Origin of the sequence: Amycolatopsis silviterrae, from assembly GCF_042684085.1 — a bacterium.
Lineage (GTDB): Bacteria > Actinomycetota > Actinomycetes > Mycobacteriales > Pseudonocardiaceae > Amycolatopsis > Amycolatopsis silviterrae.
In genome coordinates this window covers 26,159-48,592 of sequence record NZ_JBHUKS010000013.1, presented here as the reverse complement: position 1 = coordinate 48,592, position 22,434 = coordinate 26,159, and the positions used below count along the sequence as shown (strand labels likewise).

The 22,434-nt window shown below is 68.7% G+C and carries 23 protein-coding genes and 1 pseudogene; 18 read left to right on the top strand and 6 right to left on the bottom strand.

Annotated elements, in window-relative coordinates; translation table 11 throughout:
- The first annotated feature begins 137 nt into the window (after nucleotides 1-137).
- On the top strand, nucleotides 138-806 hold the full coding sequence (locus tag ACFSVL_RS19080) for a hypothetical protein (protein ID WP_378305938.1): 669 nt from the start codon (nucleotides 138-140) through the stop codon (nucleotides 804-806).
- A 143-nt stretch (nucleotides 807-949) separates the two neighbouring features.
- Nucleotides 950-1,099: pseudogene (locus ACFSVL_RS19075) on the top strand (HNH endonuclease); the annotation flags it as partial.
- A 165-nt stretch (nucleotides 1,100-1,264) separates the two neighbouring features.
- Here the strand turns inward: ACFSVL_RS19075 and ACFSVL_RS19070 are convergent.
- Nucleotides 1,265-1,414, bottom strand: coding sequence for a hypothetical protein (locus ACFSVL_RS19070; RefSeq protein ID WP_378305936.1), 150 nt, complete (start codon nucleotides 1,412-1,414; stop codon nucleotides 1,265-1,267).
- A gap of 824 nt (nucleotides 1,415-2,238) precedes the next feature.
- On the opposite strand from ACFSVL_RS19070, the gene ACFSVL_RS19065 reads away from it, so the two are divergent.
- The 7 genes from ACFSVL_RS19065 to ACFSVL_RS19035 all read left to right on the top strand — a co-directional run bounded on the left by ACFSVL_RS19065 (nucleotide 2,239) and on the right by ACFSVL_RS19035 (nucleotide 8,305).
- Nucleotides 2,239-2,991, top strand: a complete 753-nt coding sequence (locus tag ACFSVL_RS19065) for a Mom family adenine methylcarbamoylation protein (protein ID WP_378305935.1) — start codon at nucleotides 2,239-2,241, stop codon at nucleotides 2,989-2,991.
- A gap of 17 nt (nucleotides 2,992-3,008) precedes the next feature.
- Nucleotides 3,009-3,452 (top strand): phage terminase small subunit, encoded by a 444-nt coding sequence (locus tag ACFSVL_RS19060; RefSeq protein ID WP_378305933.1) that lies wholly within the window; start codon nucleotides 3,009-3,011, stop codon nucleotides 3,450-3,452.
- Complete coding sequence (locus tag ACFSVL_RS19055) at nucleotides 3,442-5,118, top strand: Terminase (RefSeq protein WP_378305931.1); 1,677 nt, start codon at nucleotides 3,442-3,444, stop codon at nucleotides 5,116-5,118. The genes ACFSVL_RS19060 and ACFSVL_RS19055 overlap by 11 nt, the downstream gene beginning before the upstream one ends.
- A gap of 116 nt (nucleotides 5,119-5,234) precedes the next feature.
- Nucleotides 5,235-5,714 (top strand): PE domain-containing protein, encoded by a 480-nt coding sequence (locus ACFSVL_RS19050; RefSeq protein ID WP_378305929.1) that lies wholly within the window; start codon nucleotides 5,235-5,237, stop codon nucleotides 5,712-5,714.
- Complete coding sequence (locus tag ACFSVL_RS19045) at nucleotides 5,707-6,324, top strand: DUF3558 domain-containing protein (protein WP_378305927.1); 618 nt, start codon at nucleotides 5,707-5,709, stop codon at nucleotides 6,322-6,324. The genes ACFSVL_RS19050 and ACFSVL_RS19045 overlap by 8 nt, the downstream gene beginning before the upstream one ends.
- Nucleotides 6,324-7,580: a WXG100 family type VII secretion target gene (locus ACFSVL_RS19040; RefSeq protein ID WP_378305925.1), complete on the top strand. Its 1,257-nt coding sequence runs from the start codon at nucleotides 6,324-6,326 to the stop codon at nucleotides 7,578-7,580. The genes ACFSVL_RS19045 and ACFSVL_RS19040 overlap by 1 nt, the downstream gene beginning before the upstream one ends.
- Nucleotides 7,581-7,582: 2 nt before the next feature.
- Nucleotides 7,583-8,305, top strand: a complete 723-nt coding sequence (locus ACFSVL_RS19035; protein ID WP_378305923.1) for an ESX secretion-associated protein EspG — start codon at nucleotides 7,583-7,585, stop codon at nucleotides 8,303-8,305.
- Nucleotides 8,306-8,391: 86 nt separating this feature from the next.
- On the opposite strand, the gene ACFSVL_RS19030 is transcribed toward ACFSVL_RS19035, so the two are convergent.
- Nucleotides 8,392-8,826 (bottom strand): hypothetical protein, encoded by a 435-nt coding sequence (locus ACFSVL_RS19030; RefSeq protein ID WP_378305922.1) that lies wholly within the window; start codon nucleotides 8,824-8,826, stop codon nucleotides 8,392-8,394.
- 136 nt (nucleotides 8,827-8,962) lie between these two features.
- On the opposite strand from ACFSVL_RS19030, the gene ACFSVL_RS19025 reads away from it, so the two are divergent.
- A complete protein-coding gene (locus ACFSVL_RS19025) occupies nucleotides 8,963-9,646 on the top strand; it encodes a phage portal protein (protein WP_378305920.1) in 684 nt (227 codons plus the stop codon).
- Entirely contained in the window at nucleotides 9,610-9,930 is a 321-nt protein-coding gene (locus ACFSVL_RS19020; protein ID WP_378305918.1) for a hypothetical protein, read from the top strand. Before ACFSVL_RS19025 ends, ACFSVL_RS19020 begins: the two co-directional genes overlap by 37 nt.
- Here ACFSVL_RS19020 and ACFSVL_RS19015 read toward each other — a convergent pair.
- Genes ACFSVL_RS19015 through ACFSVL_RS19005 form a run of 3 tightly spaced genes read right to left on the bottom strand, consistent with a single transcriptional unit; the run spans nucleotide 9,889 to nucleotide 12,335 of the window.
- Complete coding sequence (locus tag ACFSVL_RS19015) at nucleotides 9,889-10,758, bottom strand: carbohydrate kinase family protein (RefSeq protein WP_378305916.1); 870 nt, start codon at nucleotides 10,756-10,758, stop codon at nucleotides 9,889-9,891. The two genes, ACFSVL_RS19020 and ACFSVL_RS19015, sit on opposite strands and share 42 nt — an antisense overlap.
- Complete coding sequence (locus tag ACFSVL_RS19010) at nucleotides 10,755-11,669, bottom strand: pseudouridine-5'-phosphate glycosidase (RefSeq protein ID WP_378305914.1); 915 nt, start codon at nucleotides 11,667-11,669, stop codon at nucleotides 10,755-10,757. The genes ACFSVL_RS19015 and ACFSVL_RS19010 overlap by 4 nt, the downstream gene beginning before the upstream one ends.
- Before the next feature lie 9 nt (nucleotides 11,670-11,678).
- Complete coding sequence (locus tag ACFSVL_RS19005; protein WP_378305913.1) at nucleotides 11,679-12,335, bottom strand: HD domain-containing protein; 657 nt, start codon at nucleotides 12,333-12,335, stop codon at nucleotides 11,679-11,681.
- Between the two features lie 84 nt (nucleotides 12,336-12,419).
- Here ACFSVL_RS19005 and ACFSVL_RS19000 point away from each other — a divergent pair, with 84 nt between their 5' ends.
- Together ACFSVL_RS19000 and ACFSVL_RS18995 are read left to right on the top strand one after the other, a co-directional pair.
- Complete coding sequence (locus ACFSVL_RS19000; protein WP_162834726.1) at nucleotides 12,420-12,662, top strand: DUF3039 domain-containing protein; 243 nt, start codon at nucleotides 12,420-12,422, stop codon at nucleotides 12,660-12,662.
- Between the two features lie 128 nt (nucleotides 12,663-12,790).
- Entirely contained in the window at nucleotides 12,791-13,642 is an 852-nt protein-coding gene (locus tag ACFSVL_RS18995) for a hypothetical protein (protein WP_378305911.1), read from the top strand.
- Between the two features lie 3 nt (nucleotides 13,643-13,645).
- Here ACFSVL_RS18995 and ACFSVL_RS18990 read toward each other — a convergent pair whose 3' ends face one another.
- Nucleotides 13,646-14,869, bottom strand: a complete 1,224-nt coding sequence (locus tag ACFSVL_RS18990; RefSeq protein ID WP_378305909.1) for a YihY/virulence factor BrkB family protein — start codon at nucleotides 14,867-14,869, stop codon at nucleotides 13,646-13,648.
- A 215-nt stretch (nucleotides 14,870-15,084) separates the two neighbouring features.
- On the opposite strand from ACFSVL_RS18990, the gene ACFSVL_RS18985 reads away from it, so the two are divergent.
- The 5 genes from ACFSVL_RS18985 to ACFSVL_RS18965 all read left to right on the top strand — a co-directional run bounded on the left by ACFSVL_RS18985 (nucleotide 15,085) and on the right by ACFSVL_RS18965 (nucleotide 21,939).
- Nucleotides 15,085-16,842 carry a DEAD/DEAH box helicase gene (locus ACFSVL_RS18985; RefSeq protein ID WP_378305908.1) on the top strand — a complete coding sequence of 586 codons (1,758 nt, stop codon included), beginning with the start codon at nucleotides 15,085-15,087 and terminating at the stop codon, nucleotides 16,840-16,842.
- A gap of 349 nt (nucleotides 16,843-17,191) precedes the next feature.
- Nucleotides 17,192-18,325 carry a sugar ABC transporter substrate-binding protein gene (locus tag ACFSVL_RS18980; RefSeq protein WP_378305906.1) on the top strand — a complete coding sequence of 378 codons (1,134 nt, stop codon included), beginning with the start codon at nucleotides 17,192-17,194 and terminating at the stop codon, nucleotides 18,323-18,325.
- Between the two features lie 194 nt (nucleotides 18,326-18,519).
- Nucleotides 18,520-19,293, top strand: coding sequence for an ATP-binding cassette domain-containing protein (locus ACFSVL_RS18975; protein ID WP_378305904.1), 774 nt, complete (start codon nucleotides 18,520-18,522; stop codon nucleotides 19,291-19,293).
- 20 nt (nucleotides 19,294-19,313) lie between these two features.
- Nucleotides 19,314-20,747 carry a sugar ABC transporter permease gene (locus ACFSVL_RS18970; protein WP_378305902.1) on the top strand — a complete coding sequence of 478 codons (1,434 nt, stop codon included), beginning with the start codon at nucleotides 19,314-19,316 and terminating at the stop codon, nucleotides 20,745-20,747.
- 22 nt (nucleotides 20,748-20,769) lie between these two features.
- Complete coding sequence (locus tag ACFSVL_RS18965; protein ID WP_378305900.1) at nucleotides 20,770-21,939, top strand: ROK family protein; 1,170 nt, start codon at nucleotides 20,770-20,772, stop codon at nucleotides 21,937-21,939.
- The last annotated feature ends 495 nt before the right edge of the window (nucleotides 21,940-22,434 follow it).

Below are 22,434 nucleotides of genomic sequence, written 5' to 3'. Positions count from 1 at the left end.
CGGTGGGGTTGGCGAACGCGGTGTAGCCGGTCTCGGCGACCTCGGCCGCCCAGACCCGGGTTCCGGACAGGGACCGGGGCAGCGGACTATTCTCGCCACCAGCACGAGAACGCGTCGAGACGGAACGGGGGAGCACTGTGATACCGGCGGGCCGCACGCTGATCACTCAAGAGGACATCGCGGCTCTGCACGGCATGAGCCTGCGCACTGCGCAACGTGCCAACCCCGCCCCGTGGGAACGGCCAGGGCATCCGGCACCGGTCAATCCGGCGCAGGGCAAGACGCACCGCAAGCTGTGGGACGAGGCGCAGGCAGCTGCGTTCGCGCGCGGGGAGCCGGTGCCTGAGCTGCCCGCGCTCGGCAACCCCCGTGATCTGCTCGACCGGCCGGAGGCCGCGCAAGAGGCGGGCATGAGCACCGCTACCTGGACGCGGTACGAAAGCATGGAACGGCAACGCGCCCGCGCCGAAGGGGAACGCCCGCTGGTTCCTCCTGCCGATGCGGAATTCGGCGGCGTGCTGTTCTGGTATCGCGCCACAGTCGAGGCGTACCGCGTCAGCCGGGCCGATCCTGAGCGGAAGCGCGGCGGCGGACGTCCTGCCGGTAGCACCGAAAGCGTTCCCCGCACCGAGCTGGCAGCGCGTGTGGCCGAGCTGCTGAACGAACAGACCGACAACGGCGAACCACTGTCCACTCCGGACATCGCTCAGCGTCTCGGCATCAACTATCGAACCGCGCTACGGCACGTCACTGCCGCCCGCGAACAGAACCCGCTTGCGCCTGACCAGGACCGAACGCTAGATTGATCATGTTGGACAGGTGTATTTGCACGGCAGTCCCCTACAATTTCGGTTGAGAGCCCCGGCTACCCCTCGGTAGCCGGGGCTCTCCCGTATCCGCCTCCCGCACGCGCGCGGTGTCCGTCCGATGCTGACGAGGTGGTGAAACCCTGCCCGCTTGGTTCGGCAGCGACCGCGCCGCCCGGCTTCCCCCCGACTGGCCGCGAAGACGTGCCCGTGTCCTGCGCCGCGACCCGATCTGCCGGGTATGCCAGCTGGCACCCGCGACCGAGGTAGACCACATCAATCCCGGCGATGACCACTCCGACGAGAACCTGCAAGGGATCTGCGGACCGTGCCATGCCACCAAGAGCGGGCGCGAAGGCGGCCGGGCCGCAGCCGTCCGACGCCCGTCCGCGCGTCGTCCCGCTGATCCGCACCCCGGACTGATCGAGAGGTGAGACGTGCGCATCCTGCTGCTTCGCTCACACGGCGGACATCCCGCACGCACCGTCATAGATCACGACCAGACGGCCGCCGAGTGGCTGCTGTCCACCGGCTTGGCCGTCGCCGCGCCTGACGCGCACGCCGAGGCGACCGGCCCGGCCGAGGTCGAGCCCGAGACGACCGCTCACGATGACGCCGTGACCAGCTCGACCACGCGCAGCGGCCGACGTTCGTCACGCACCGCCACTCCTGGGGGTGACCCCTCGCCGCCCCGGACGCCGCACCGGTTAGGCATAGCACCTCGCGGTCTGTACGAAACTCCGGCGATTCCGCGCAGCCAGCATCAAGTCCTTCCATTCACGGACCCTGCTGTGACGGCGAGGGCAGTCTCCCCGCTGAATCACGAGCCGGAATGATGGCTGCCTCGCGAGCGTGGCGTTCACCCGGTTCGCTCGGTTGGGACACGGCTTCGCCGTGCGGATCTCGTTCAACGTGAATCGCCAGGCCGAACCACCGGCCCGCTCGAGCGTCAACTTTGATCTGGCGAAAGCACATGCGGGCGTCGAGCTTGAGAAGCAGAACAAATACGAGCCCGAGGCCCGCCAAGACCAAGATGCACGCGATAGCCGCGAGCCACACACCCACCGACACGGACCTACCTCTCCTTAAATGATCAAGGTCCATGCTCGAAGAGGCAAAAAGATGCTTCCGCCGCTGGCTGTCCATGTCAAGAGTGAGAAATGGGTAATAAAAGCGCGCATTGCCCATAAAAATCGCAGGTCAGCGGCTCGCTCGACCTTCCGGATAATCCGCCAATCACCCAATCGCGGCATCTTGCCCGCTGTATATGCACAGGTGACGCTCAGTTGTCCAGCGGGCAAGGCGGCCGCTCACAACCAGACTCGTTCATCTGCCGCTGCAAGCAGGTTCCGCAGCTCGTGCCTGCTCGTTCGCCGCTGATCCAGGAGGTGACGCTTCCTGACCGCCACCTCACCCCGTCCCCGGACCAAGGATGCCCCCGAACCCGACTTCCGCCCGCTCACCAGCGTTCCCCGCCTCGACCAGCTCTCTGCCCGCACGCTTGCCCGCCGGTGCCGCGGAGCTGCCCCCGCTGGGCGGACCGCACGCTGACCCGGCCGTTCCGCTGCTGGTCGCGCCGTGCTCGTGGCACGCGGCCCAGTACGCCGTGCTGCGCTGGCACTACTCGCAGAAGATGCCGCGCAGCAAGATCGCTCCTTTCGGGGTCTGGGAACACGGCGAGTTCTCCGGGGTCGTCATGTTCGGCCGCTCTGCCACGGCCGCGCTCGGCCACCCCTACGGCCTGGACCAGACCGAGTGCGTCGAGCTGCTGCGCGTCGCGCTACGCCCGCACGAACACCCGGTGACTCAGATGGTCGCAGCCAGCCTGCGCCAGCTCCGCGCCGCGTGCCCCGGCCTGCGGCTGATCGTGTCCTACGCCGACACCGCCCAAGGCCACCGCGGCGGGATCTACCAGGTCGGAAACTGGATCTACACCGGCACCATCAGCGCCGCGAACGTCTCCTACATCGTTCGCGGGCAGCTGGTGCACGGCCGGACGCTGCGCCACCTGGCGGTCCACAGGCCGGCGGGCGAAACCGCCGAGGAGTTCGTGCGACGCACCGTGGACCCGCACGTGCGCCGGGTCGCCGAAGCCGCAGTGAAGCACCGCTACCTGTACCCGCTCGACCGCGCAATGCGCCGCCAGGTCGCCCCGCTGGCGAAGCCGTACCCGGCTGCCGCCTGAACCGAGGGGGGTGACCGTTGGCAATCACCGGACGCCCGCCCTCGGCCAACCCGCGCAACCGCAACCCCAAGGCTTACGACTGGACCACCGTCGAGGCGGTCCCGTTCGACGGCGACTCGCCGGAACTGCCGCGCAACGGCCGCAAGAAGTGGCACCCGGAAACCCTCGCGTGGTGGGACGCCGTCCGGCACATGCCGCACTGCCGCCTCTGGACCGACACCGACTGGCGCTTCGCGATGGAAACCGCGGTGCTGGTCGACGCCTTCTGGCGCGGGGAAGCCAACCGCGCCGCCGAGCTGCGGCTGCGCGCGGCGAAACTCGGACTGACCCATGAGGACCGGCTGAAGCTGCGCATCCGCTACACCACTCCCGGCGGAGACACCGACGCCCCGCCGACCCCGGACGCTGCGGCAGTGACCCGGCTCGACGACCGCCGCCGGAGGCTGTCCGGTGACACGTGAGCTGGTCTACGCCCCCGGCCACGACCGCGCACGCTCCCTCGGCTGGCTGGCCTCGGCGTGGGTCGAGCACTTCACCGTGCACGGCCCCGGCGTCGTCCAGGGCGACGACGCCGACCTGGACGACGAGTTCGCCGGGTTCCTGGTCGACGCCTACGCGCTCGACGGCCACGGCCGCCGCCAGTACAGCCGGGCCGTGCTCTCGCGGGCGAAAGGCCGCGCCAAGTCGGAAATCGCCGGATTCGTCGGGCTGTTCGAGGCGTTCGGCCCGTGCCGGTTCTGCGGATGGGCCACGGGCGGGGAGACCTACCGGTGGCGGGACTTCACCTACACCTACGCGCCCGGCGAACCCATGGGCCAGCTCCTCACCTATCCCTACATCCGTTGCCTGGCAACGGAAGAGAGCCAGACCGGCAACACCTACGACGTCATCCACTTCAATCTCACCGAAGGCCCGCTCGGCGAAGATCTGCCCAAGGACGCCGCCGGGCTGACCCGGGTCCTGCTGCCCGGCGGCGGGGAAATCGTCCCGTCCACCGCCAGTTCCTCGGCGAAGGACGGCGGCAAGGAATCGCTTGCGATTTTCGATGAGCCGCACCTGTACATCACGCCCGAGCTGCGGCGGATGTTCAAGACGGTGGACCGGAACCTCCGCAAGCGCAAGGCCGCGCAGCCGTGGGGGCTGCTGACGTCCACGATGTACCAGGCCGGGGAAGACTCGATCCTGGAAGCGCTCGACCGGCAGGCAAAAGCGATCCGGGAGGGCCGTACCCGCTCGGCCCGGCTGCTGTGGGACCACCGCGAAGCCCCGGCCGACGTCGAGCTGACCGACCGGGACGCGATGGTGGCGGCCCTGCGGGAGGTCTACGGCCCGGCCGCGGACTGGATGGACCTGCCCGGCATTGTCGAGAACGAGTTCTGGGACCTGACGAAAGCGCCGGAGGAGTCCCGCCGGTACTTCTTCAACCAGCGCTCCTCGGCCGCCACCGCGTGGACCACCGCGCCGGAATGGACAGCCTGCCACGACCCCGAGCGGCTCCCGCTGCTCGACGGCGACTCGGTGGTCATGTTCTTTGACGGCAGCAAGAACGACGACGCCACCGGCCTGGTAGCCGTGCGCATGTCCGACGGGCACGCCGCCGTCCTGCACTGCCAGGAGAAGCCCGAGGGCCCCGCCGGTGCCGGCTGGGAAGTCGAGCGGGCGGCCGCCGACCTGGCGGTGCGCACCGCGTTCGACCGGTTCGACGTGGTCGGGTTCTTCGCCGACGTCCGCGAGTTCGAGTCCTACGTGGATTCCTGTGCGTTCGAGTTCGGGGACCGGCTCCTGGTCGACGCGACCACCGGGCGCAGCCGCTCGGCCGTCGCGTTCGACATGCGCGCCAAAGTTCCGGAATTCGTCCCGGCCGTGGAACGCACCCTGGCCGAGATCAAGCAGAAGGCCCTGACCCACGACGGAGACTCGCGGCTCACCCGGCACGTGCTCAACGCCCGCCGCCTGCCGACCCGGTACGGCGTGCTCATCCGGAAGGAAGCGCGGGACTCGCCGCACAAGATCGACCTTGCTGTGTGCCTGATCGGTGCCCGGCACGTCCGGCGCCTACTGCTGACCTCACCCGAATGGGCGAAAAGGAACAAGCGGCGCACCGGTCGGCTCCGAGTCTTCACCTGAGCTGCTGGCCAACCTCCCTTTCCAATGTTGATCACAAGCTTCGGTGAAGCTGTCACCAATTGCATGCACCCGGGATACCGTCCGTGTCGTTCGGTGAGAAGGCTGGGGAGGCTTTCATGGCTGATGACGGCGTCGAGCGCGTCAGGCACCTGCCTGCAGACATGCAGGGCCCCTTGGTGCCGGGATACAAGTACGTGCGGGACAAAACACCGGAGCAGGTGGCGAAGGAAGCCGCCGACGCGCAGGTGAAGGCCAACGAGGGCATGTCCAGTGGCGGCGGCGGTTACCGACTGACCCCGGAGTTGCTCAAGGAGATCGTCGTGGAACTCGGCGATATCCTCGACTGGATTCGTGTGGAACCTCGTCGGCATGCCCGCACACTCACCGCGTTCACTCCGATGGGTGACGAAGTGGCCAGCATCGCCTATGTCCAGGATGCGAATGCGGCAGGCACTTCCTATAACAACTACCTCAACAGCGTGGTCGCAGAGCTTGAGCGGCAGCGAGACGCCTTCCAGCAGGCTCTGGATACTTACCAGAAGCAAGAGCACCAGGCCACCGACCACCTGAAAGGTTTCCGCCCCCGCCATGCCTAGCCGCCACGCCGCCTTGCTCGGCCTCGCCGCAGCCGCCGTTCTGCTCAGCAGTTGCTCCACCGAATCTGGGAAAGCCGCTCCCGCAACTGCTCCACCGTCCACCTCGACCGGTCCTCGATTCGGTGCACCGCCGGTGCCTGCGCCGCTGGATGCCTCGCCGCTGGAGAAGAATCCATGCGCCGCCATGAGTCCAGACCAAGTCGCAAGCCTCGGCGCACCATTCAAGAACAATGATCCTAAGCCTGATGACTACACGGGGCCGTCTTGCAACTGGGAATTCGCCACCTCGCCAGCTTCGTCCGTGGGGGGCACCCTTGCGACTAAAGACCCTGGCCACGGAGGAATCAGCGGAATCTACAGCAAGAAGCAGTCCGGCGGAGTCACTAAATTCGAACCTTTCACCGTAAATAACTACCCGGGTGTTATTTACGACCCAGCGAGCAACTCTCCCGCTGGACTCTGCACAATGGTTGTCGGCCTCCGTGACGACCTCGGCTACGTCATCGATGTCAGTCTCGACGGTCTCAAGAATCCCTTTGCCGACAGCTGCGAGGTCGGCAAGAAGGTCGCTGGCTATGTCGTCCAATATCTTCAGAAGGGGGGCCGCTGATGCCTGACGGCTACACCGGTGCGGACGTTTACGCCCGGATGCACCGCTACGGCGGCAACACGGCCTCTCTGGACGCTGGCCAGCAGGCGGCCGACGCGCTCAAGTCCGCGCACGAACAGCTGGTGACGCGGATGGCGAGGTTGCAAGGGAAGATGGACGCCTCCTGGGAGGGCGACGCCGCAGGCAAGGCGCAGGCGGGGTTGACTCCGCTGCTGCAGACCTCGCAGCAGGCGTCGGAGGACTTGGGCCGCAGCGCGCAGTCTCTGACCGCGCAGAACGGCGGCTTCCACGGCACGCTGAACAAACTCACCCCGATGGACGCTGGCCGTCCGGACACCAACGATCTGGCGAGCTACAGCCCGTTCGGCGCGAGCGATTCGGAAAAAGCGGCTGCGCGGTGGGATGACGCGGACAAGAACAACAAAGAAGCCTACGGGTCTTACGTCGCCGCCACTGACGGTAACCGCAATTCGTCGGCCAAGGATTATCCGGTTCTGAATGCCGCTCCGGCCGGGGTTGCGGTCGGCTCCGCTCCGGGCGACGGTGGGACCTCCGGTTCTCCCGGAGGCACCGGCGGGACTGGCGGGACTGGCGGCAGTGGCGGGCACAGCGCAGGCTTCCACAACGGCGGGTATTCGCCCAGCACCGGCGGACCCGGCCCGATTAGCAGCTCAGCGCCACCGCCCGGCAGCGGCGTCTCCCATCCTCCCGGCAGCGGGAATCCCCCGGCGCAGCACGCCACGGCACCGGATTCCACCACTGCGGCTGGCTACGCGCCGAAAGCGCCGGTCAGCGACGCGCCTGGATTCGGGTCCGGGCGGCTGCCGACGTTCGGGCCGAACAGCAGCGGAACGGATTCGGTGGTCGGCGGCGGCTTCGGTCTCCCGGCTGGCGGGTACGGCACCCCGGGCAACAGCGGGGAGAGCGGCTTTGGCGGACGGACCGGCAGCGGGGGCAGTTCCGGTGCGCGCATCGGAACCGGCGGCAGCGGGCAGCAGCTTGGCGCAGGCGCGGGGACCGGCACGGGAACTCCGGCGGGCGGCCAGAGCGCCGCGCGCCCTGGCGGCGCTGCTGGTGGGCCTGGCTCCAAGGGGTCGCCGGGCATGGGCGGCATGGGTGCCGGGGCAGGGAAGGGCAAGGGCGATGAGGACGAGGAGCACCAGCGGAAGGTGACCTATCTCGACGAGGACGTCGACGAGCTGTTCGGCGGCTACCCGGACGGTATGCGCCCGACTCCGCCGACCATCGGAGCCTGACCTTGCTTCGAGCTCCTGTGCGGTTTTCCCGCGCCGGTTACCAGAATCTCCTCCGCCGTCTCGACCGCACCGACCCGCACCCGACCCTGATCGGCGGGGAAAAGTGGTACCCAGAGGACGAACAGGCCCGCCATGACGCGAACGCGGACGCCGAGCTGGCCGCCACCGGCTGGCCGGCCCGCGACTTCGCCGACGTCATCGGGCTCCTGCAACGGCCTTCCGTCGACCGCTACTGCTGGGCCCGGATCAACGGCCGCGACCTGACCTTGCAGGCCGCGGCCGTCGGACGTGACGCGATCCTCGCCATCGCCGACCACGACACGATCACCCTTTTCCCCAGCTCCGCGGAATCAGCTGCCCGTGATCTAGCCGCAGCGCTGCCGGGCACGCCGCCGGTGCCGAACCTGCATTCGCTGTCCTGTTCGGAAGCCGACTACAGCGCGGTTCTCGCCGGAAATCCACCGCCGACCCGCACCAACAGCGCCCGCGACGCGCGTCGCGCCGTCGAGTGGATGCAGGCTCCCCGAATCCACGTAGGACGGTTGTACGTCGCGATCCGCCGCGGCACCGAACGAATCCGCAACGAACACCCGCCCTACTGGATCGACACCGAACAAGGCCGGTTCACCGCGGCAGTCACCAACGGCTGGCTCACTATCAGCCCCGCCGGAACCGACGACCTCACCCGGATGCTGCACACCATCGAAACCGGGCTACGCACCTGACCTCTCGGGCCGCAGCTCCTGGCCCGTTGAAGGGGCTGCGGCTCACCCCAGCACGCGCTCAGCGCCTGCCGCCAGCCGACCGCGTGCTATGCCGATAGCTTAAGATTTGAAAAATCTATCGATCGCAAGTTGTCTTCGTGATGCTTAAAGTCTATTTCGGCAAGCAATGATTCTAGAAGCGAATCGGACACGCCCAGACTGTATGCTGACCGGAGCATCTCGAACGCTAAACCTTTCATTCCTTCGGTTTTCTGAAATAGGCCCATGATCTCGTCCAGTGTTCTCGTCAGTGCATCCATGTGGCGCAGCATGACTGCAGGGTCGATCACGTCAACCGTATTCAAGTCGGAGAACTGAAGAGATTTGATCGATTGGAAAACCTGGTCATGTCGCTCATAATTCCTTGCTGTCGCAAGAAGCGAATCCTTGGAGACTCCAGCATTTGCAGTATTAAGAAATAGTGATTCAGCGACTGGCATAAGTGATCCGATCCCGTGCGGCATCTTGTCGATATCGGCCAAGATGTTAACCAGTGGCTGTGTAATTCTACGCAATTCAGCCGGCGTGACCCAATTCGTTTGATTTCCATTTCCTTACCCTGTCCAGAATTAATGAACTTAACTGGACTTATCATTCATAAGGGGGTGGCCTGCACTCTTGCGCCCTGCCCAGTCCTCCGAAGTAGCCGCTCGCATCGAAGCTGTCTGGCCCGATCGGGCCCGCAACAACCGGATTCACCGCTACGTCCAGGGTGATCACGATCTGCCGTTCGCGCCCCGCTCGGCCCGGCGGGCGTACCGCTGGCTGCTGGACCGGTCGCGGACGAACTGGTGCCGCCTGCTTATGCAGTTGCTCGCGCAGAACCTCTTCGTGGACGGTTCCCGGGCGCTTGGCGACGACCAGGCGGACGAGTCGTTGGGCTGGTCGCACTGGAATGAGAACGGCTTGGCCCGCCGCCAGGCTGAGGTGCACCGGGCGACGCTGAAGTACGGCTGGTCCTACGTCACCGTCCTGCCCGGCGATACGGCTCCGGTCATCCGGGGTGTGTCGCCGCGCAACATGACGGCCGTCTGTGCCGATGACGCCGACCCGTGGCCGATCTACGCCTTGCACCGCAAGACCTCCTGGACGCCAGACGGGCCGCGCCAGGTCTACCGGCTGTTCGACGACCAGGCGGTTTACACCCTGTACGAGGACGAGCCGGCCGTGGGCCGTCCTGCCTCGACCACGCGGAACACGGACTCGGCATCTGCCCGGTGGTGCGGTTCCTTGATGAGGACGACCTGGACGCCGACAGTCCCGGCGTGGTCGCTCCGGTCCTCGAAATTCAGGGCCGGCTGAACTATCAGACGTTCCTCCTGATGACGACCGGCGAGCACGGTGCGCACCGGCAGTGCTGGGCCGCCGGGCTGGAGCTGGACGACGACGAGGAACCGCCGATCGGCCCGGATCGGCTGCTGCACTCGGATTCGCCGGAGACGCGTTTCGGGACGTTCGACTCCACTGACATGTCCGGCTATGTTTCACAACGCCCTCTGAGGGAATCAGGGGCTGTGAAGGTGGCCCTCACGGACGGCGAGTGGTTAGGGCTGGGGGCCGATGCGGCTTACTGCCAGTGCGCCTAGGCGGGTGCCTGCGCGTAGGGCGTCTACTGTGGACTCTCCGGCCAGCCAGGTCGTGAGGATGCCTGCGTCGAAGGCGTCGCCGGCACCGGTTGAGTCGACGCAGGTCGTTTCTACTGCGGGGACTGAGGCGACGCCCGTTGCGTCGATCCAGCTTGCTCCGGCTAGGCCTGCGGTGACTACTACTGCGCCGACGGTGTCCAGCAGTTCCGTCGCTGAGGCTGGGTCGGAGGAGCCGGTCAGGGCTACTAGTTCTTCGGTGTTCGGCATCAGCAGGTCGGTCCCGCGCACGTCGTTCAGGAAGGCTGCGGGGTCGTGGATGTGGGCGGCTGCTTGCGGGTCTACGGAGGTGGTCAGGCCCGCCTCTTTCGCGGCGGCTAGGGCGGCCAGGCCTGCGGGGCGCGAGGACGGGTCGAGCAGGACGTAGCCGGACAGGTGCAGGTGGGTCGAGCCGGTCAAGGCTTCCGGAGCTACGTCCTCGGGGGCGAAGCGTTTGTTCGCGCCGCGGTCGGCGAGCATGCTGCGTTGGCCTTCGCCGTCTACCAGGACGACCACGCAGCACGTGGGGGCTTCGGGGTCGGTTGCGAAGGCGCAGCGGACGCCGGCCTCCTCCAATTCCGCGCGGATCAGGCGGCCGCCGGAGTCGTTGCCGATGCGGGCGATCAGGGTGGTGTCCGCGCCTAGGGAACGCAGCCACAGTGCGGTGTTCGCGCCCGCGCCGCCTCCGGTGAAGCGGATGGCTGCTCGGGCGTCGCCGCCGTGGGGGAGGGGTTGGTCGTGTCGGGCGACGACGTCCAGGCCTGCGTCGCCGACTACCACGATGCCGGTCATGACAGGGCCACCGCGACCTCGGTCGCGAGTTTGGCGTTGGACAGCACCAATGCCTCGTTCGCGTCGATGCTTACGCCGTTGCTGGCGGTGTGGAAGTGCTCCAGCAGTACCGGGGTGACGTCCGCGCCGTGTACGTCGGCGTCGGCCAGTTTTGCCAGGCCTTCTCGCAGGAGCCGGTCGTGCAGGGAACGGTCCATTTCGGACTCTTCGGGGATCGGGTTTGCCAGCAGGACGCCGGAATCGGCGTACTCCCGGTGGGCGGAGACGACCGCGGCGGCTTGGTTCGCGTCCTCCACGCGCCAGCCGACCGGGTGGCCGGACGAGCGGAGGTAGAAGGCGGGGAAGTCGTCGGTGCGGTAGCCGAGGACCGGGACCGAGTTCGTTTCCAGGACCTCCAGGGTGGCGGCGATGTCCAGGACCGACTTCACGCCGGAGCAGACGACGACGGTCGGCACCTTCGCGAGGACGCCGAGGTCCGCGGAGACGTCCCAGCTCTGCGCCGCGCCCAGGTGCACGCCGCCGAGGCCGCCGGTGGCGAAGACGCCGATTCCGGCTGCCGCGGCGAGCGCCGAGGTGCCGGCGACGGTGGTGGCGCCGGAGCGGCCGAGGCCGACGGCGGGGCCGAGGTCGCGCAGGGACAGCTTGTCGAGGCCGGCGTCCGGCGCGCAGACGCGTTCCAGTTCGGCGGGGGAGAGGCCGATGACCGGCCGCCCGTCCAGCACCGCGATGGTGGCCGGCACGGCGCCGCCATCCCGCACGGTCTGCTCGACCCGCCGGCCGACGTCGAGGTTGCGGCCGTAGGGAAGGCCGTGCGAAAGGATCGTGCTCTCCAGTGCGACGACGGGGTGACCGTCGCGCAGCGCCGAGGCGACTTCCTCGTGGACGAACAGGGGAGTGGTCTGGGTGGTCACGAACGGACATCATCTGTGATCGCCGCGTGCGCTGCGGCATCGGGTCAGCTCAGCCCGCAGGTTTCGGCGCGCGGCGGCTTCCCAGCGTGAGCGGGCGCTTTCGGTGAGGTACAGCGCGGGACGGTTGAGGAGGCTTTCCAGCACGGCGATGCGGCCGGTCGTCCAGGCTTCATCGGGGTAGCGCGCGTACTCCTGGCGCACTTTGTCCACGTACGCCGCGTACTCGGAGGGCGTCGCGCCGAGGGTGGCTAGGTCTGCGTCGAGGAGTGCCGCTGCGGCGAAGTCGCCTTCAGGTGCTTCGTGAGCGGCGGTGGCGAGTACGAGCGCTTCGGCCTGATCGATGTGCTGAGCGGCAACCCCCGCGCGGGTGAGCCAGCGGCGAAGCCATTCAGCGCTGCGTTGTTCATCCGAGCCGGGTACGGCGTCGTAGACCACGTCGTGCGCCCAGGCGGCGAGCACGACGACGGCGCGTTCGTGGACGGGCAGGTCGACGGCCAGGCGCTCGGCGTCGTGCGCGACGGCGGTCGCGTGGGCGAGGTCGTGGTAGCGGCGGTGCGGTTCGCCGTAGCGTTCTTCGAGGTCGGCCCAGGCGTCGCGGCCGGCGTGGTGGTCGCCGCCGAGCCGGGCGAGCGAGCTGTGCCAGCGGTGTCCGGGGTCGGGCGGCATCCGCGCTCCTGAGGGGTCCCTTGGCAGGTCAGGAGAGCGTAGCCGGGCATGACCGCGGGCGCGGCGCTGAGGCATGATGGTGGGGTGAGCACCGAAACGCTGACCAAGCCGGAGACCGACAGCACCGAGTCGACCGACGACGACACCCCGAAGATGTTCCACTACGTGCGCAAGAACAAGATCGCCGAGAGCGCGGTCATGGGCACGCACGTCGTGGCGCTCTGCGGCGAGGTCTTCCCGGTCACGAAGTCGCCCAAGCCCGGGTCCCCGGTGTGCCCCAAGTGCAAGAAGATCTACGAAGGCCTCCGTCCCGGCGGCGACGACTGACCTCGCTTCCCGCGCGTCCCGGTGCGCGGGAACAAAGGTGAAAATCCTTCACTCGGTGGCTGTGCGGCCGGGGAGGAACTGGTAGACCTGCAGTCCGGCCAGTCGCCTCCCCGCAGGAGTGTCCCCGCATGCGCGCTACCGGGATCGTGCTTTCCCTCGTCGTCCTGATGTCCGCCTTCAGCGCCGTCGCGGCGGGCGCCGCGGACGCGGTGACCGGCTGGACCACGGTCGGCTCCGACCGGGCCCGTCCGCTCGACGAGAGCCAGGGCCTCGCCACCGTCGAGCGCTCCTCCGGCACCAGCATCCGCTACACCGGCATCGGCACGGTCGACCCGGGCCTCGCCTCCAAGGGCTGGAACCACATCGGCGACCCCGGGTCCGCGAAGGGCTGGTACGTCGAGCCCTACCAGCGCGACGACCGCGGCGCGAAGCTCTTCCGCGTCGAAGGTCCCGACGGCTCCCGCGCCGACTACCAGCACGCGCTGGAATCGTGGGAGGCCAACAACAATTCCTTCGCCGCGGTGTCGCCCGACGCGCGCTGGATGGTGTCCGGCGAGTGGGGCACGATGGACCGCCTGCTCGTCTACCCGATGCCCGGCGCCGCGGCCACCGACCCCGGCCAGAACCTGCCGTACGCTTCGGCGATCCGGCTCGACCACCAGGTGCGCGACGTCCAGGGCTGCGATTTCGTGTCCGCGACCCGGCTGATGTGCTCGTCGGACGACCCGGACGGCAGCCTCTTCGGCACCACCAAACCCCTGCTGCAGGTCGACCTCTCCGGGCCGGTCTCCGGTTCTGACGTCTCCGGGCACGTCACCTCGCTCGGCCAGCTCCCGCTGGAAAGCGGCTGCGGCGGCAACTTCGAGGTCGAGGGCATCGACTACGACGAACGCGACGGCGGCACCCTGCGCGTGGTCGTGATGTCGCCGAGCGTCTGCATCGCCTTCGACAGCAAGACGTGGCGGTTCCGGCAGGGCTGAGGTTCAGCCCTGCTGCGGGCGGCGCTGGCGCGGCTCCGGGCCGGGAGACGGCTCGGAACCGGCCCGCTCGCCGTCCCGCTCCGGCCGCGCGAGCTGCACGGTCTGCGATTCGGTGTGGTTGACCTCGGTGCCGTTCGGCTCGTCGTGGTTCTCTTCGGCGTGGTCCGGATGCCGTTTCGGCCGGCGCAACGGCAGCGTCGTGCGGTCCCACAGCCGGCGGCCCTCCTCGGCTCGCATCCGCTCGTTCGCGCGTTCCATCTCCAGCCGCCGCCACTTGCGCCGCTGCCGCCGGGTCGCCTTGGCGGGCCACAGCTCCTGGATCGCGCTGTTGAAGTACGCGCCGCCGACCACCGCGAGCCCGATGAAGAACATCAGCAGCAGGAACGCGATCGGCGCGGCCAGCGCGCCGTAGGTGTAGCCGGTCTTGGTGATCCAGTTCAGGTAGATCCGCAGCCCGATGCTCGACACCAGGAACACGACGCCGGCCAGCATCGCGCCCGGCAGCCCGCGGTGCCAGGGCAGCCGGCGCGGCAGCGCGAGCTTGTACAGCGTCGTCAGCGCGAGCGCGATCATCACGCCCAGCACCGGGTAGTAGAGCGTGCCGACCCAGGACGAGACGGTCGGGCGCCAGTCGACCGGGAAGAACTCCGGCAGCAGATCCGGCCCGATCGCCAGCAGCGGCAGCCCGACGACGAGCCCGATCAGCGCGCCGAGGTACAGCAGCAGCGCGAAAATCCGCTGCCACACCTCGTTGCGGACGCCGTACTGGTCGTGCGCGACGGTGATCGCGTCGACGAACGACGACATCGCCGACGAACCCGCCCACAGCGAGATGACGAAGCCCACGGACACGATCTCGCCCTTGCCCACGGTGAGGATGCTGTTCACCGTCGGCTCGATGATCTCCTGCACGGCGTTGGCGCTGAAGACGGTGTGGCTGAAGGTGATGATCCGGTCGTGCACCGCGGTGACCACGTTCTGGCCGAACCACTCGCCGATGAAGCCGACGCTGCCGAGCAGCCCGAGCAGCAGCGGCGGGAGCGACAGCGTCTGCCAGAACGCCGCCTCGGCGGCCTCGGAGAAGATGTTGCCGTCCCACGCTTTCGCGAGGGTGCGGGTGAGCAGCCGCCACGGTCCCCTGCGCACGGTCTTCTCCGGCACGCTCTTCTTCGGCACTGCCTCGCCGTCCGACGCTGCCTCGCCGGCGTCCGGTGTCACCTCGCCCATGGTGTGTCCCAGCATGGTCCATGCGCGCGGTTTTGGCTCGTCACCCCCGCCGAGAGGGGGCGTGTCGGGGAACACCCCCCGTGGCGGTGGCGGGCGCCAGGGGACGCGGAAGGTAAGCTGGCCGACGTGCCCTCATCGCGGCGCCCGGCGGCGAAGCCGGTGCCACAGTGGGGGTTTTCGCACGTCACGGCCGCGCCGAGCGGTCCGAGGAGGGGGTGAACCGAGTTTTGTCCGAGACGACCCAGCCGGTCCTCGGGGCGCCGCCCGCGGAGAAGGACTCCACCGCGCGCCCGCTGCGCGCCTGGCAGCGCCGAGCGCTCACGAAGTACCTGTCGAGCCGGCCGAAGGACTTCCTCGCGGTCGCGACGCCGGGCGCGGGCAAGACCGTCTTCGGCCTCCGGATCGCCGCCGAACTGCTTTCCGACCGCACCGTCGAGGCGGTCACCATCGTCACGCCGACCGAGCACCTGAAGCACCAGTGGGCGTCCGCGGCCGCGGCGGCGGGCATCCCGATCGACTCGAACTTCCGCAACACCACCGGCGTCACGTCGTCGGACTACCGCGGCGTCGCGGTCACCTACGCGCAGGTCGCCGCGCACCCCACGCTGCACCGGGTGCGCACGGAGAACCGCAAGACCCTGGTGATCCTCGACGAGATCCACCACGCGGGCGACGCGAAGTCCTGGGGCGACGCGACCAGCGAGGCGTTCACGCCCGCGGTGCGCCGCCTCGCGCTCACCGGGACCCCGTTCCGCAGCGACGACTCGCCGATCCCGTTCGTCACCTACGAACCGGACGCGGGCGGGTTCCAGCGCAGCAAGGCCGACCACTCCTACGGCTACTCCGACGCCCTCGCCGACGGCGTGGTCCGGCCGGTCGTCTTCCTCGCGTACTCCGGCGAGGCGTCGTGGCGCACCAGCGCGGGCGAGGAGTTCACCGCCCGGCTGGGCGAGCCGCTCACCGCGGAGCAGAACGCGCGCGCCTGGCGCACCGCGCTCGACCCGGCGGGCGAGTGGATCCCGGCGGTGCTGCAGGCCGCCGACACCCGGCTCAGCCAGGTGCGCCAGGGCATCCCGGACGCGGGCGGCCTGGTGATCGCCACCGACCAGGACACCGCGCGCGCCTACGCCAAGATCCTGGAACGGATCTGCGGCGAGACGCCGACGCTGGTGCTGTCCGACGACCCGAAGGCGTCCGGGCGGATCAAGGAGTTCTCCGAGACCAAGGAACGCTGGATCGTCGCGGTCCGGATGGTGTCCGAAGGCGTCGACGTGCCGCGGCTGGCCGTCGGCGTGTACGCGACCAGTGCGTCCACCCCGCTGTTCTTCGCGCAGGCCATCGGCCGCTACGTGCGGGCCCGGAAAAAGGGCGAGACGGCGAGCATCTTCCTGCCGAGCGTGCCGGTGCTGCTGGAGCTGGCCAGCGAGCTGGAGGCGCAGCGCGACCACGTGCTCGGCAAACCGCACCGGGAGAAGGAAGGCTGGGACGACGAGCTGCTCGCCCAGGCCAACCGCACCGAGGACGAGCCGGGCGAGGAGGAGAAGGCGTTCACCTCGCTGCACGCCTCGGCCGAGCTGGACCAGGTCATCTACGACGGCAACTCGTTCGGCACCGCGGTCTTCTCCGGCTCCGACGAGGAGCAGGAGTACCTCGGCCTTCCCGGGCTGCTGGAGCCGGACCAGGTCCGCGCGCTGCTGCGCAAGCGGCAGGAAGAGCAGATCTCCGACGAGAAGCGGCGCAAGCCGAAGGACGAGGAACCGGCCGCGCCGCCGGTCCGGTCGCAGTCGGTGAGCGAACGGCTCGGCGCGCTGCGCAAGGAACTCAACGCGCTGGTCGGCGTGTACCACCACCGCACGAAGAAGCCGCACGGCGCGATCCACAACGAGCTGCGCCGCCAGTGCGGCGGGCCGCCCACCGCGATGGCGACGGTGGAACAGCTGGAAGAACGGATTGTCACCCTGCGCTCCTGGTAGCGCCGCCGGGCGCACGCTCTGTCCGTGCGCCCGGAACGGGTTCTTTCGCCTGGTAGAACGGTTCGTCCGGTTCGATCCGGGCGCCTGAACGGGCACCTCTGCCCGCCGGACCGGACAAGACCGGACAACTTCTCGTTACGCTCGGTGCGTGGCACGGATCACTCCGTCAGTGCGTGCCGCGGATGAGGGCCGTGTTGCCGAACTGTGTCCATTTGGTGTCGGTTACTCGATCCCGCCATCTTCCGCGAAGCCGTCTCGCGGCATATGTTGTCGGCCACAACATATCTGCGACGGTGCACCGGGGACCTTCTCCGATCACCCCGCGAGCATGATCGGAGAAGGAACGAGGATGCGCAGCAGAACCCTTACCCTCCTCGCCGCGACGGTGAGCGCCGGCCTGGCGCTTTCGGCGTGCGGCGCCAACAGCGCGGGCTCCGGCGGCTCGGGGGACAGCAAGTCCGCCTCGGCCCCGGCCGGCGGCGGCGCCAGCGGCAAGGTCGGCGTGATCCTGCCGGAGACCGCGACTTCGGCCCGCTGGGAAGCCTTCGACAAGCCGATGCTGCAGGCCGCGCTCTCCGCGCAGGGCTTCAGCGCCGACATCGAGAACGCCCAGGGCGACAACCAGAAGTTCTCCACCCTCGCCGACGGCTTCATCGCCCAGGGCGTGAAGGTGCTGATCATCGCCCCGTCCGACCCGGCGGTCGGCGCGGCGATCGAGGCCAAGGCCAAGAACGCGGGCATCCCGGTCATCGACTACGACCGCCCGAGCCTCGGCGGTTCGGCCGGCTACTACGTCTCGTTCGACAACGAGAAGGTCGGCGAGATCCAGGCGCAGGGCCTCGCCGACGCGCTGAAGAGCAAGCCGGGGGCCAACGTCGTCCAGATCGAGGGCGCGCCGACGGACAACAACGCGACGCTCTTCGCGGGAGGCCACGACAAGGTCCTCAAGCCGCTGTACGACTCCAAGGCGCTGAACCTCGTGCAGAAGCAGGCCATCGACAACTGGGACGCCCAGGTCGGCGGCACCACCTTCGAGCAGATCTTCACCCGGGTCAACGGCAAGGTCGACGGCGTCGTCGCGGCGAACGACGAGCTGGCAGGCGCGGTGATCACCGTGCTGAAGAAGAACGGGCTCAACGGCAAGGTCCCGGTCACCGGCCAGGACGCGACGTCGGCCGGCCTGCAGGCGATCCTGCGCGGCGACCAGACGCTGACGATCTTCAAGCCGATCAAGGAAGAGGCCGAGAACACCGCGAAGCTGGCCGCCGCGCTGGCCAAGAACGACACGGCCGCCGCGGACGCGATCGCCACCGGCAAGCTGCACGACCCGAAGAACAACCGCGACCTGAAGTCGGTGCTGCTGGAGCCGAAGCTGATCACGATCAAGGACATCAAGACCGTCGTCCAGCAGGGCTACGTCAAGGCGTCCGACATCTGCACCGGCGACCTCGCCGCCAAGTGCACCGAAAACGGCATCTCCTGACGCCGACTGTGCCGAAAGTTGCTGATCCGGCCACAGCCACGGCCTGCCGCCTTCGCCGCAACGGCTGCCTGCCGCTTCGGGGACGGCCTGCTTTTGGCCGGATCAGCAACGCCCCGCCAAGAGCAGCCGGGCCGGGACGCGTTCCCCCGACACGCGTTCCGGCCCGGCATCCACGCGAGAGACAAGCGAATCCCATGAGCGAGCCCATTCTCGACATCACCGGCCTGAACAAGAGCTTCGGCCCGGTCCACGTCCTGCACGACGTGGACTTCTCCGTGCGGGCGGGCGAAGTGACCGCGCTCGTCGGCGACAACGGGGCCGGCAAGTCCACTTTGGTCAAATGCATCGCGGGCATTCACCCGTACGACACCGGATCGGTGCGGTTCAACGGCGCGGACGCGCACATCCGCGGGCCCAAGGACGCCGCCGAGCTAGGCATCGAGGTCGTGTACCAGGACCTCGCCCTCGCCGACAACCTCGACATCGTGCAGAACATGTTCCTCGGCCGCGAGCGCGGCAGCAGCTGGCTGCTCGACGAGGCCAGCATGGAGAAGGCCGCGCGCGAGACGCTGGCGTCGCTGGGCGTGCGCACGGTGAAATCGGTCCGCACGCTCGTTTCCGCGCTTTCCGGCGGGCAGCGGCAGACCGTCGCGATCGCGAAATCCGTGCTGTGGAACAGCAAAGTCGTCATCCTCGACGAGCCGACCGCGGCGCTCGGCGTCGCGCAGACCCGGCAGGTGCTCGACCTCGTCCGCAGGCTCGCCGAACAGGGCCTCGGCGTCGTGCTGATCAGCCACAACATGGCCGACGTCTTCGAGGTCGCCGACCGGGTCGACGTGCTCTACCTCGGCCGGCTGGTCGCGGAGGTCCAGACCAAGGACGTGACGCACAGCCAGGTCGTCGAACTCATCACCGCGGGCCGCTCCGGCGACCTCGGCCTTGCCCGCCCCGAAGCCGTCGTGCAGTGAGTAGCGAGAAAGAACCCGCCATGACCGAAACTTCCGCGAAGCCGGAGAACCAGGAGGCGCCCGCCGGGGCGATCACCGACTTCGGCATCGACACCACCTCGATGTCCACCGGCGAGGCGATCAAGGACTACTTCGCGCGGATGAAGGACGGCCAGCTCGGCTCGATCCCGGCCGTGCTCGGCGTGATCGTGCTGGCGATCCTGTTCAGCGCGCTGTCCGGCGACTTCTTCACCCTGCGCAACATGGCCAACCTGCTGGCGCAGGGCGCGGGCCAGACCATCATCGCGATGGGCATCGTGTTCGTGCTGCTGCTCGGCGAGATCGACCTGTCCGCGGGCACCGCGTCCGGCGTCTGCGCGTCGCTGATGGCGCTGCACTACGTCCGCAACGGAAACCTGCTGGGTTCCATGGGGACCGGCGTCTTCATCACGTTCATCGCGGTGCTCCTGCTCGCGGTGGTGCTGGCGCTGCTGCAGCGGATCTGGGCCGGGGCGGCGATTTCGCTCGTCGGCATCGCGGTGATCCTCGTCGGCGCCCCGGTGAACGCCTGGGTCGAAATGCTCATCGCGATCTGCACCGGCACCGCGATCGGCTGCATCACCGGGTTCCTGGTGTCGAAGATCGGCATGCCCTCGTTCGTCGTCACGCTGGCGCTGTTCATCGTGTGGCAGGGCGTGATCCTGCAGTTCATCGGCGAGGGCGGCACGCTGCCGATCAGCACGAGCGACACGCTCAACGCGGTCGCCAACGGCAACCTTTCGGTGGCGGGCAGCTGGATCCTGTTCGTCGTCGCGGCGGGCGGGTACGCGCTGCTCGCGCTGGGCCAGCATTTCTCGCGGCTGCGGCGCGGGCTGGTGGTGCAGCCGACGCCGATCGTGCTGGCCAAGGTCGGCGCCGTCGCGGTGGTTTCGGCGATCGCGACGTATCTGCTCACGGTCAACCGGGCGTCGAACGACCTCGTCGTGATCGACGGGGTCCCGTACGTGGTGCCGATCGTGCTGGTGCTGCTGGTCGCGGGCACCTACGTGCTCAACCGCACCAAATACGGCCGGCACCTGTACGCGGTGGGCGGCAACAAGGAGGCCGCGCGGCGCGCCGGCATCAACGTGCCGAAGCTGCGCACCAGTGTGTTCGTGATCAGCTCGTCGTTCGCGGCGATCGGCGCGATCGTGTACTCGTCGAAGGTCGGCGCGGTCAACGGCCAGGCGGGCGGCCTGAACACGCTGCTGTTCGCGGTCGGCGCGGCGGTGATCGGCGGCACGTCGCTGTTCGGCGGCAAGGGCCGGATCATGGACGCGGTCATCGGCGGTGCGGTGCTGGCGATCGTGAACAACGGGCTCGGCCTGCTGCAGCAGAAGCCCGCGGTGGTCAACATCGTCACCGGACTGGTGCTTTTGCTGGCCGCGACCGTCGACGCGCTGTCGCGACGGCGGGCTGAGGCGTCGGCTCGCTGAGGGCTGATGGGAAGATGACCCGGTGAGCAGCCCGCCCGTCGCCCGCCCGGACGAGGTGCGCCGGCACAACCGCACGACGCTGTTGCGCCTGTTGCACGTCGGCGGGCCCAGTACGCGGGCCGCGCTGGCCACCGAACTGGGGCTCAACCGGAGCACCATCAAAACCCTCGTCGACGGCCTCGCCGAAGCCGGGGTCGTCGAGGAGAAAGTGCCGCGGCCGGGGCGAGGGGCGGGCCGCCCCTCGCTCCTGGTCCTGCCGCAGCCGCACGCCGCGGTCGTGCTCGCGGTCGACCTGCAGGTCGAGCACGTGGCGATCGCGCTGGTCGGGCTCGGCGGGCAGATCCTCGGGCGCAACAGCTGGAACCTGCACGCCCGTACGCGGACCGCGGACGAGGTCATCACGCACGTGATCGAGTCGACGCGCGTGCTGGCCGGGGACCTCGGCGTGGAGCCGGTGGCGGTCGGGGTGTCGGTGCCCGGGGTGGTGCGGCGGGCGGACGGGCTCGTGCACGAGGCACCCAACCTGCGGTGGACCGATGTGGCGCTCGGGGACCGGTTGTCGGCGGTGCTGCGGATTCCGGTGCTGGTGGCCAACGACGCCGAGCTGGGGGCGGTCGCCGAGCACCTGCGCGGGGTGGCTCGGGGGTCGTCGGATTCGGTGTACGTGTCCGCGGACGTCGGCGTGGGCGGCGGGGTGATTTCGCAGGGGTCGTCGCTGCGGGGCGGCGCGGGGTACGTCGGCGAGATCGGGCATATGGCGATCCGGCCTGGTGGGCGGGGTTGCTACTGCGGCAGCCGGGGGTGCTGGGAGACCGAGATCGGCGAGGCGGCGCTGTGCCGGGCGCTGGGGCTGCCGGAGGACACGCCGCGCGGGGCGATTCTCGTTGAGCTGCGTGAGCTGGGGGCCGATGCGGTCTCGGCTGCTGAGCGGTTGGGGGAGTATGCGGAGTGGCTCACGTTGGGGCTGGTCAACGTGGTCAATCTGCTGGGGCCGGAGCTGGTGGTGCTGGGGGATTTGCTGACTGTTTTGCCGGAGTCGGTGATCCGGTCGGTTGCCGAGGAGGTCCGGGGTCGGAGTTTGGTGTCCCGGGCGGTTGGGGGGACTCGGATCGTGAGTTCGGCGCTGGGGGCGGATGTGAAGCTGCTGGGGGCGGCTGAGGTGGCGTTTGAGGTGGTGCTGGATACGGTGTGAGGGGTGTGGGCGGCTCGTCGCCTGGCGGCGACATTGCTGTGGTGATTGGCGGTGGGCACCCCGAAGCCCGAGTGTGCTGACGGTTCGGGGGTGCTTGTCAAGGCGGGAAAGATGCCTTGACAAGCACCCCCGAACCGCAGGGCGGCTTCGTATCGGGGTGCGGAGGTGGGGCTGGGTGCCTCGTTGGGGCGGGTGCCTCGGCGGCGGTCTTGGTGGGGGTGGGGCTTGCGCCCCAATGTGGCATTGGGTGCGTCAGATGCAACCAATGCCACATTGGGTGCGTGGGATGCACCGAATGCCACATTGGGGCGCATCGGCGGCGGTCTAGGTCCGTGAGGGGAACCCTGAGGGAATCAGATTCCCTCAGGGTTCCCCTCACGGACTTGAAAAGTTGTGCTCCGGTTGCTGGGACGGGAGAGGTGGGTGCCGTGCCTCGCCCGAGTCCGGGGAGCGGGAAAATGTTCGCGCCTCGGAGCTGAAATAGCGGAGGCGGCA

Bases quoted from the DNA above. Each gene is read 5' to 3' on its own strand.
- ACFSVL_RS19050 (WP_378305929.1), top strand. From the start codon at position 5,235: ATGGCTGATGACGGCGTCGAGCGCGTCAGGCACCTGCCTGCAGACATG.
- ACFSVL_RS18980 (WP_378305906.1), top strand. From the start codon at position 17,192: ATGCGCAGCAGAACCCTTACCCTCCTCGCCGCGACGGTGAGCGCCGGC.
- ACFSVL_RS19045 (WP_378305927.1), top strand. From the start codon at position 5,707: ATGCCTAGCCGCCACGCCGCCTTGCTCGGCCTCGCCGCAGCCGCCGTT.
- ACFSVL_RS19040 (WP_378305925.1), top strand. From the start codon at position 6,324: ATGCCTGACGGCTACACCGGTGCGGACGTTTACGCCCGGATGCACCGC.
- ACFSVL_RS19005 (WP_378305913.1), bottom strand. From the start codon at position 12,335: ATGCCGCCCGACCCCGGACACCGCTGGCACAGCTCGCTCGCCCGGCTC.
- ACFSVL_RS18975 (WP_378305904.1), top strand. From the start codon at position 18,520: ATGAGCGAGCCCATTCTCGACATCACCGGCCTGAACAAGAGCTTCGGC.
- ACFSVL_RS18990 (WP_378305909.1), bottom strand. From the start codon at position 14,869: ATGGGCGAGGTGACACCGGACGCCGGCGAGGCAGCGTCGGACGGCGAG.
- ACFSVL_RS18970 (WP_378305902.1), top strand. From the start codon at position 19,314: ATGACCGAAACTTCCGCGAAGCCGGAGAACCAGGAGGCGCCCGCCGGG.
- ACFSVL_RS18995 (WP_378305911.1), top strand. From the start codon at position 12,791: ATGCGCGCTACCGGGATCGTGCTTTCCCTCGTCGTCCTGATGTCCGCC.
- ACFSVL_RS19015 (WP_378305916.1), bottom strand. From the start codon at position 10,758: ATGACCGGCATCGTGGTAGTCGGCGACGCAGGCCTGGACGTCGTCGCC.
- ACFSVL_RS19065 (WP_378305935.1), top strand. From the start codon at position 2,239: ATGCCCCCGAACCCGACTTCCGCCCGCTCACCAGCGTTCCCCGCCTCG.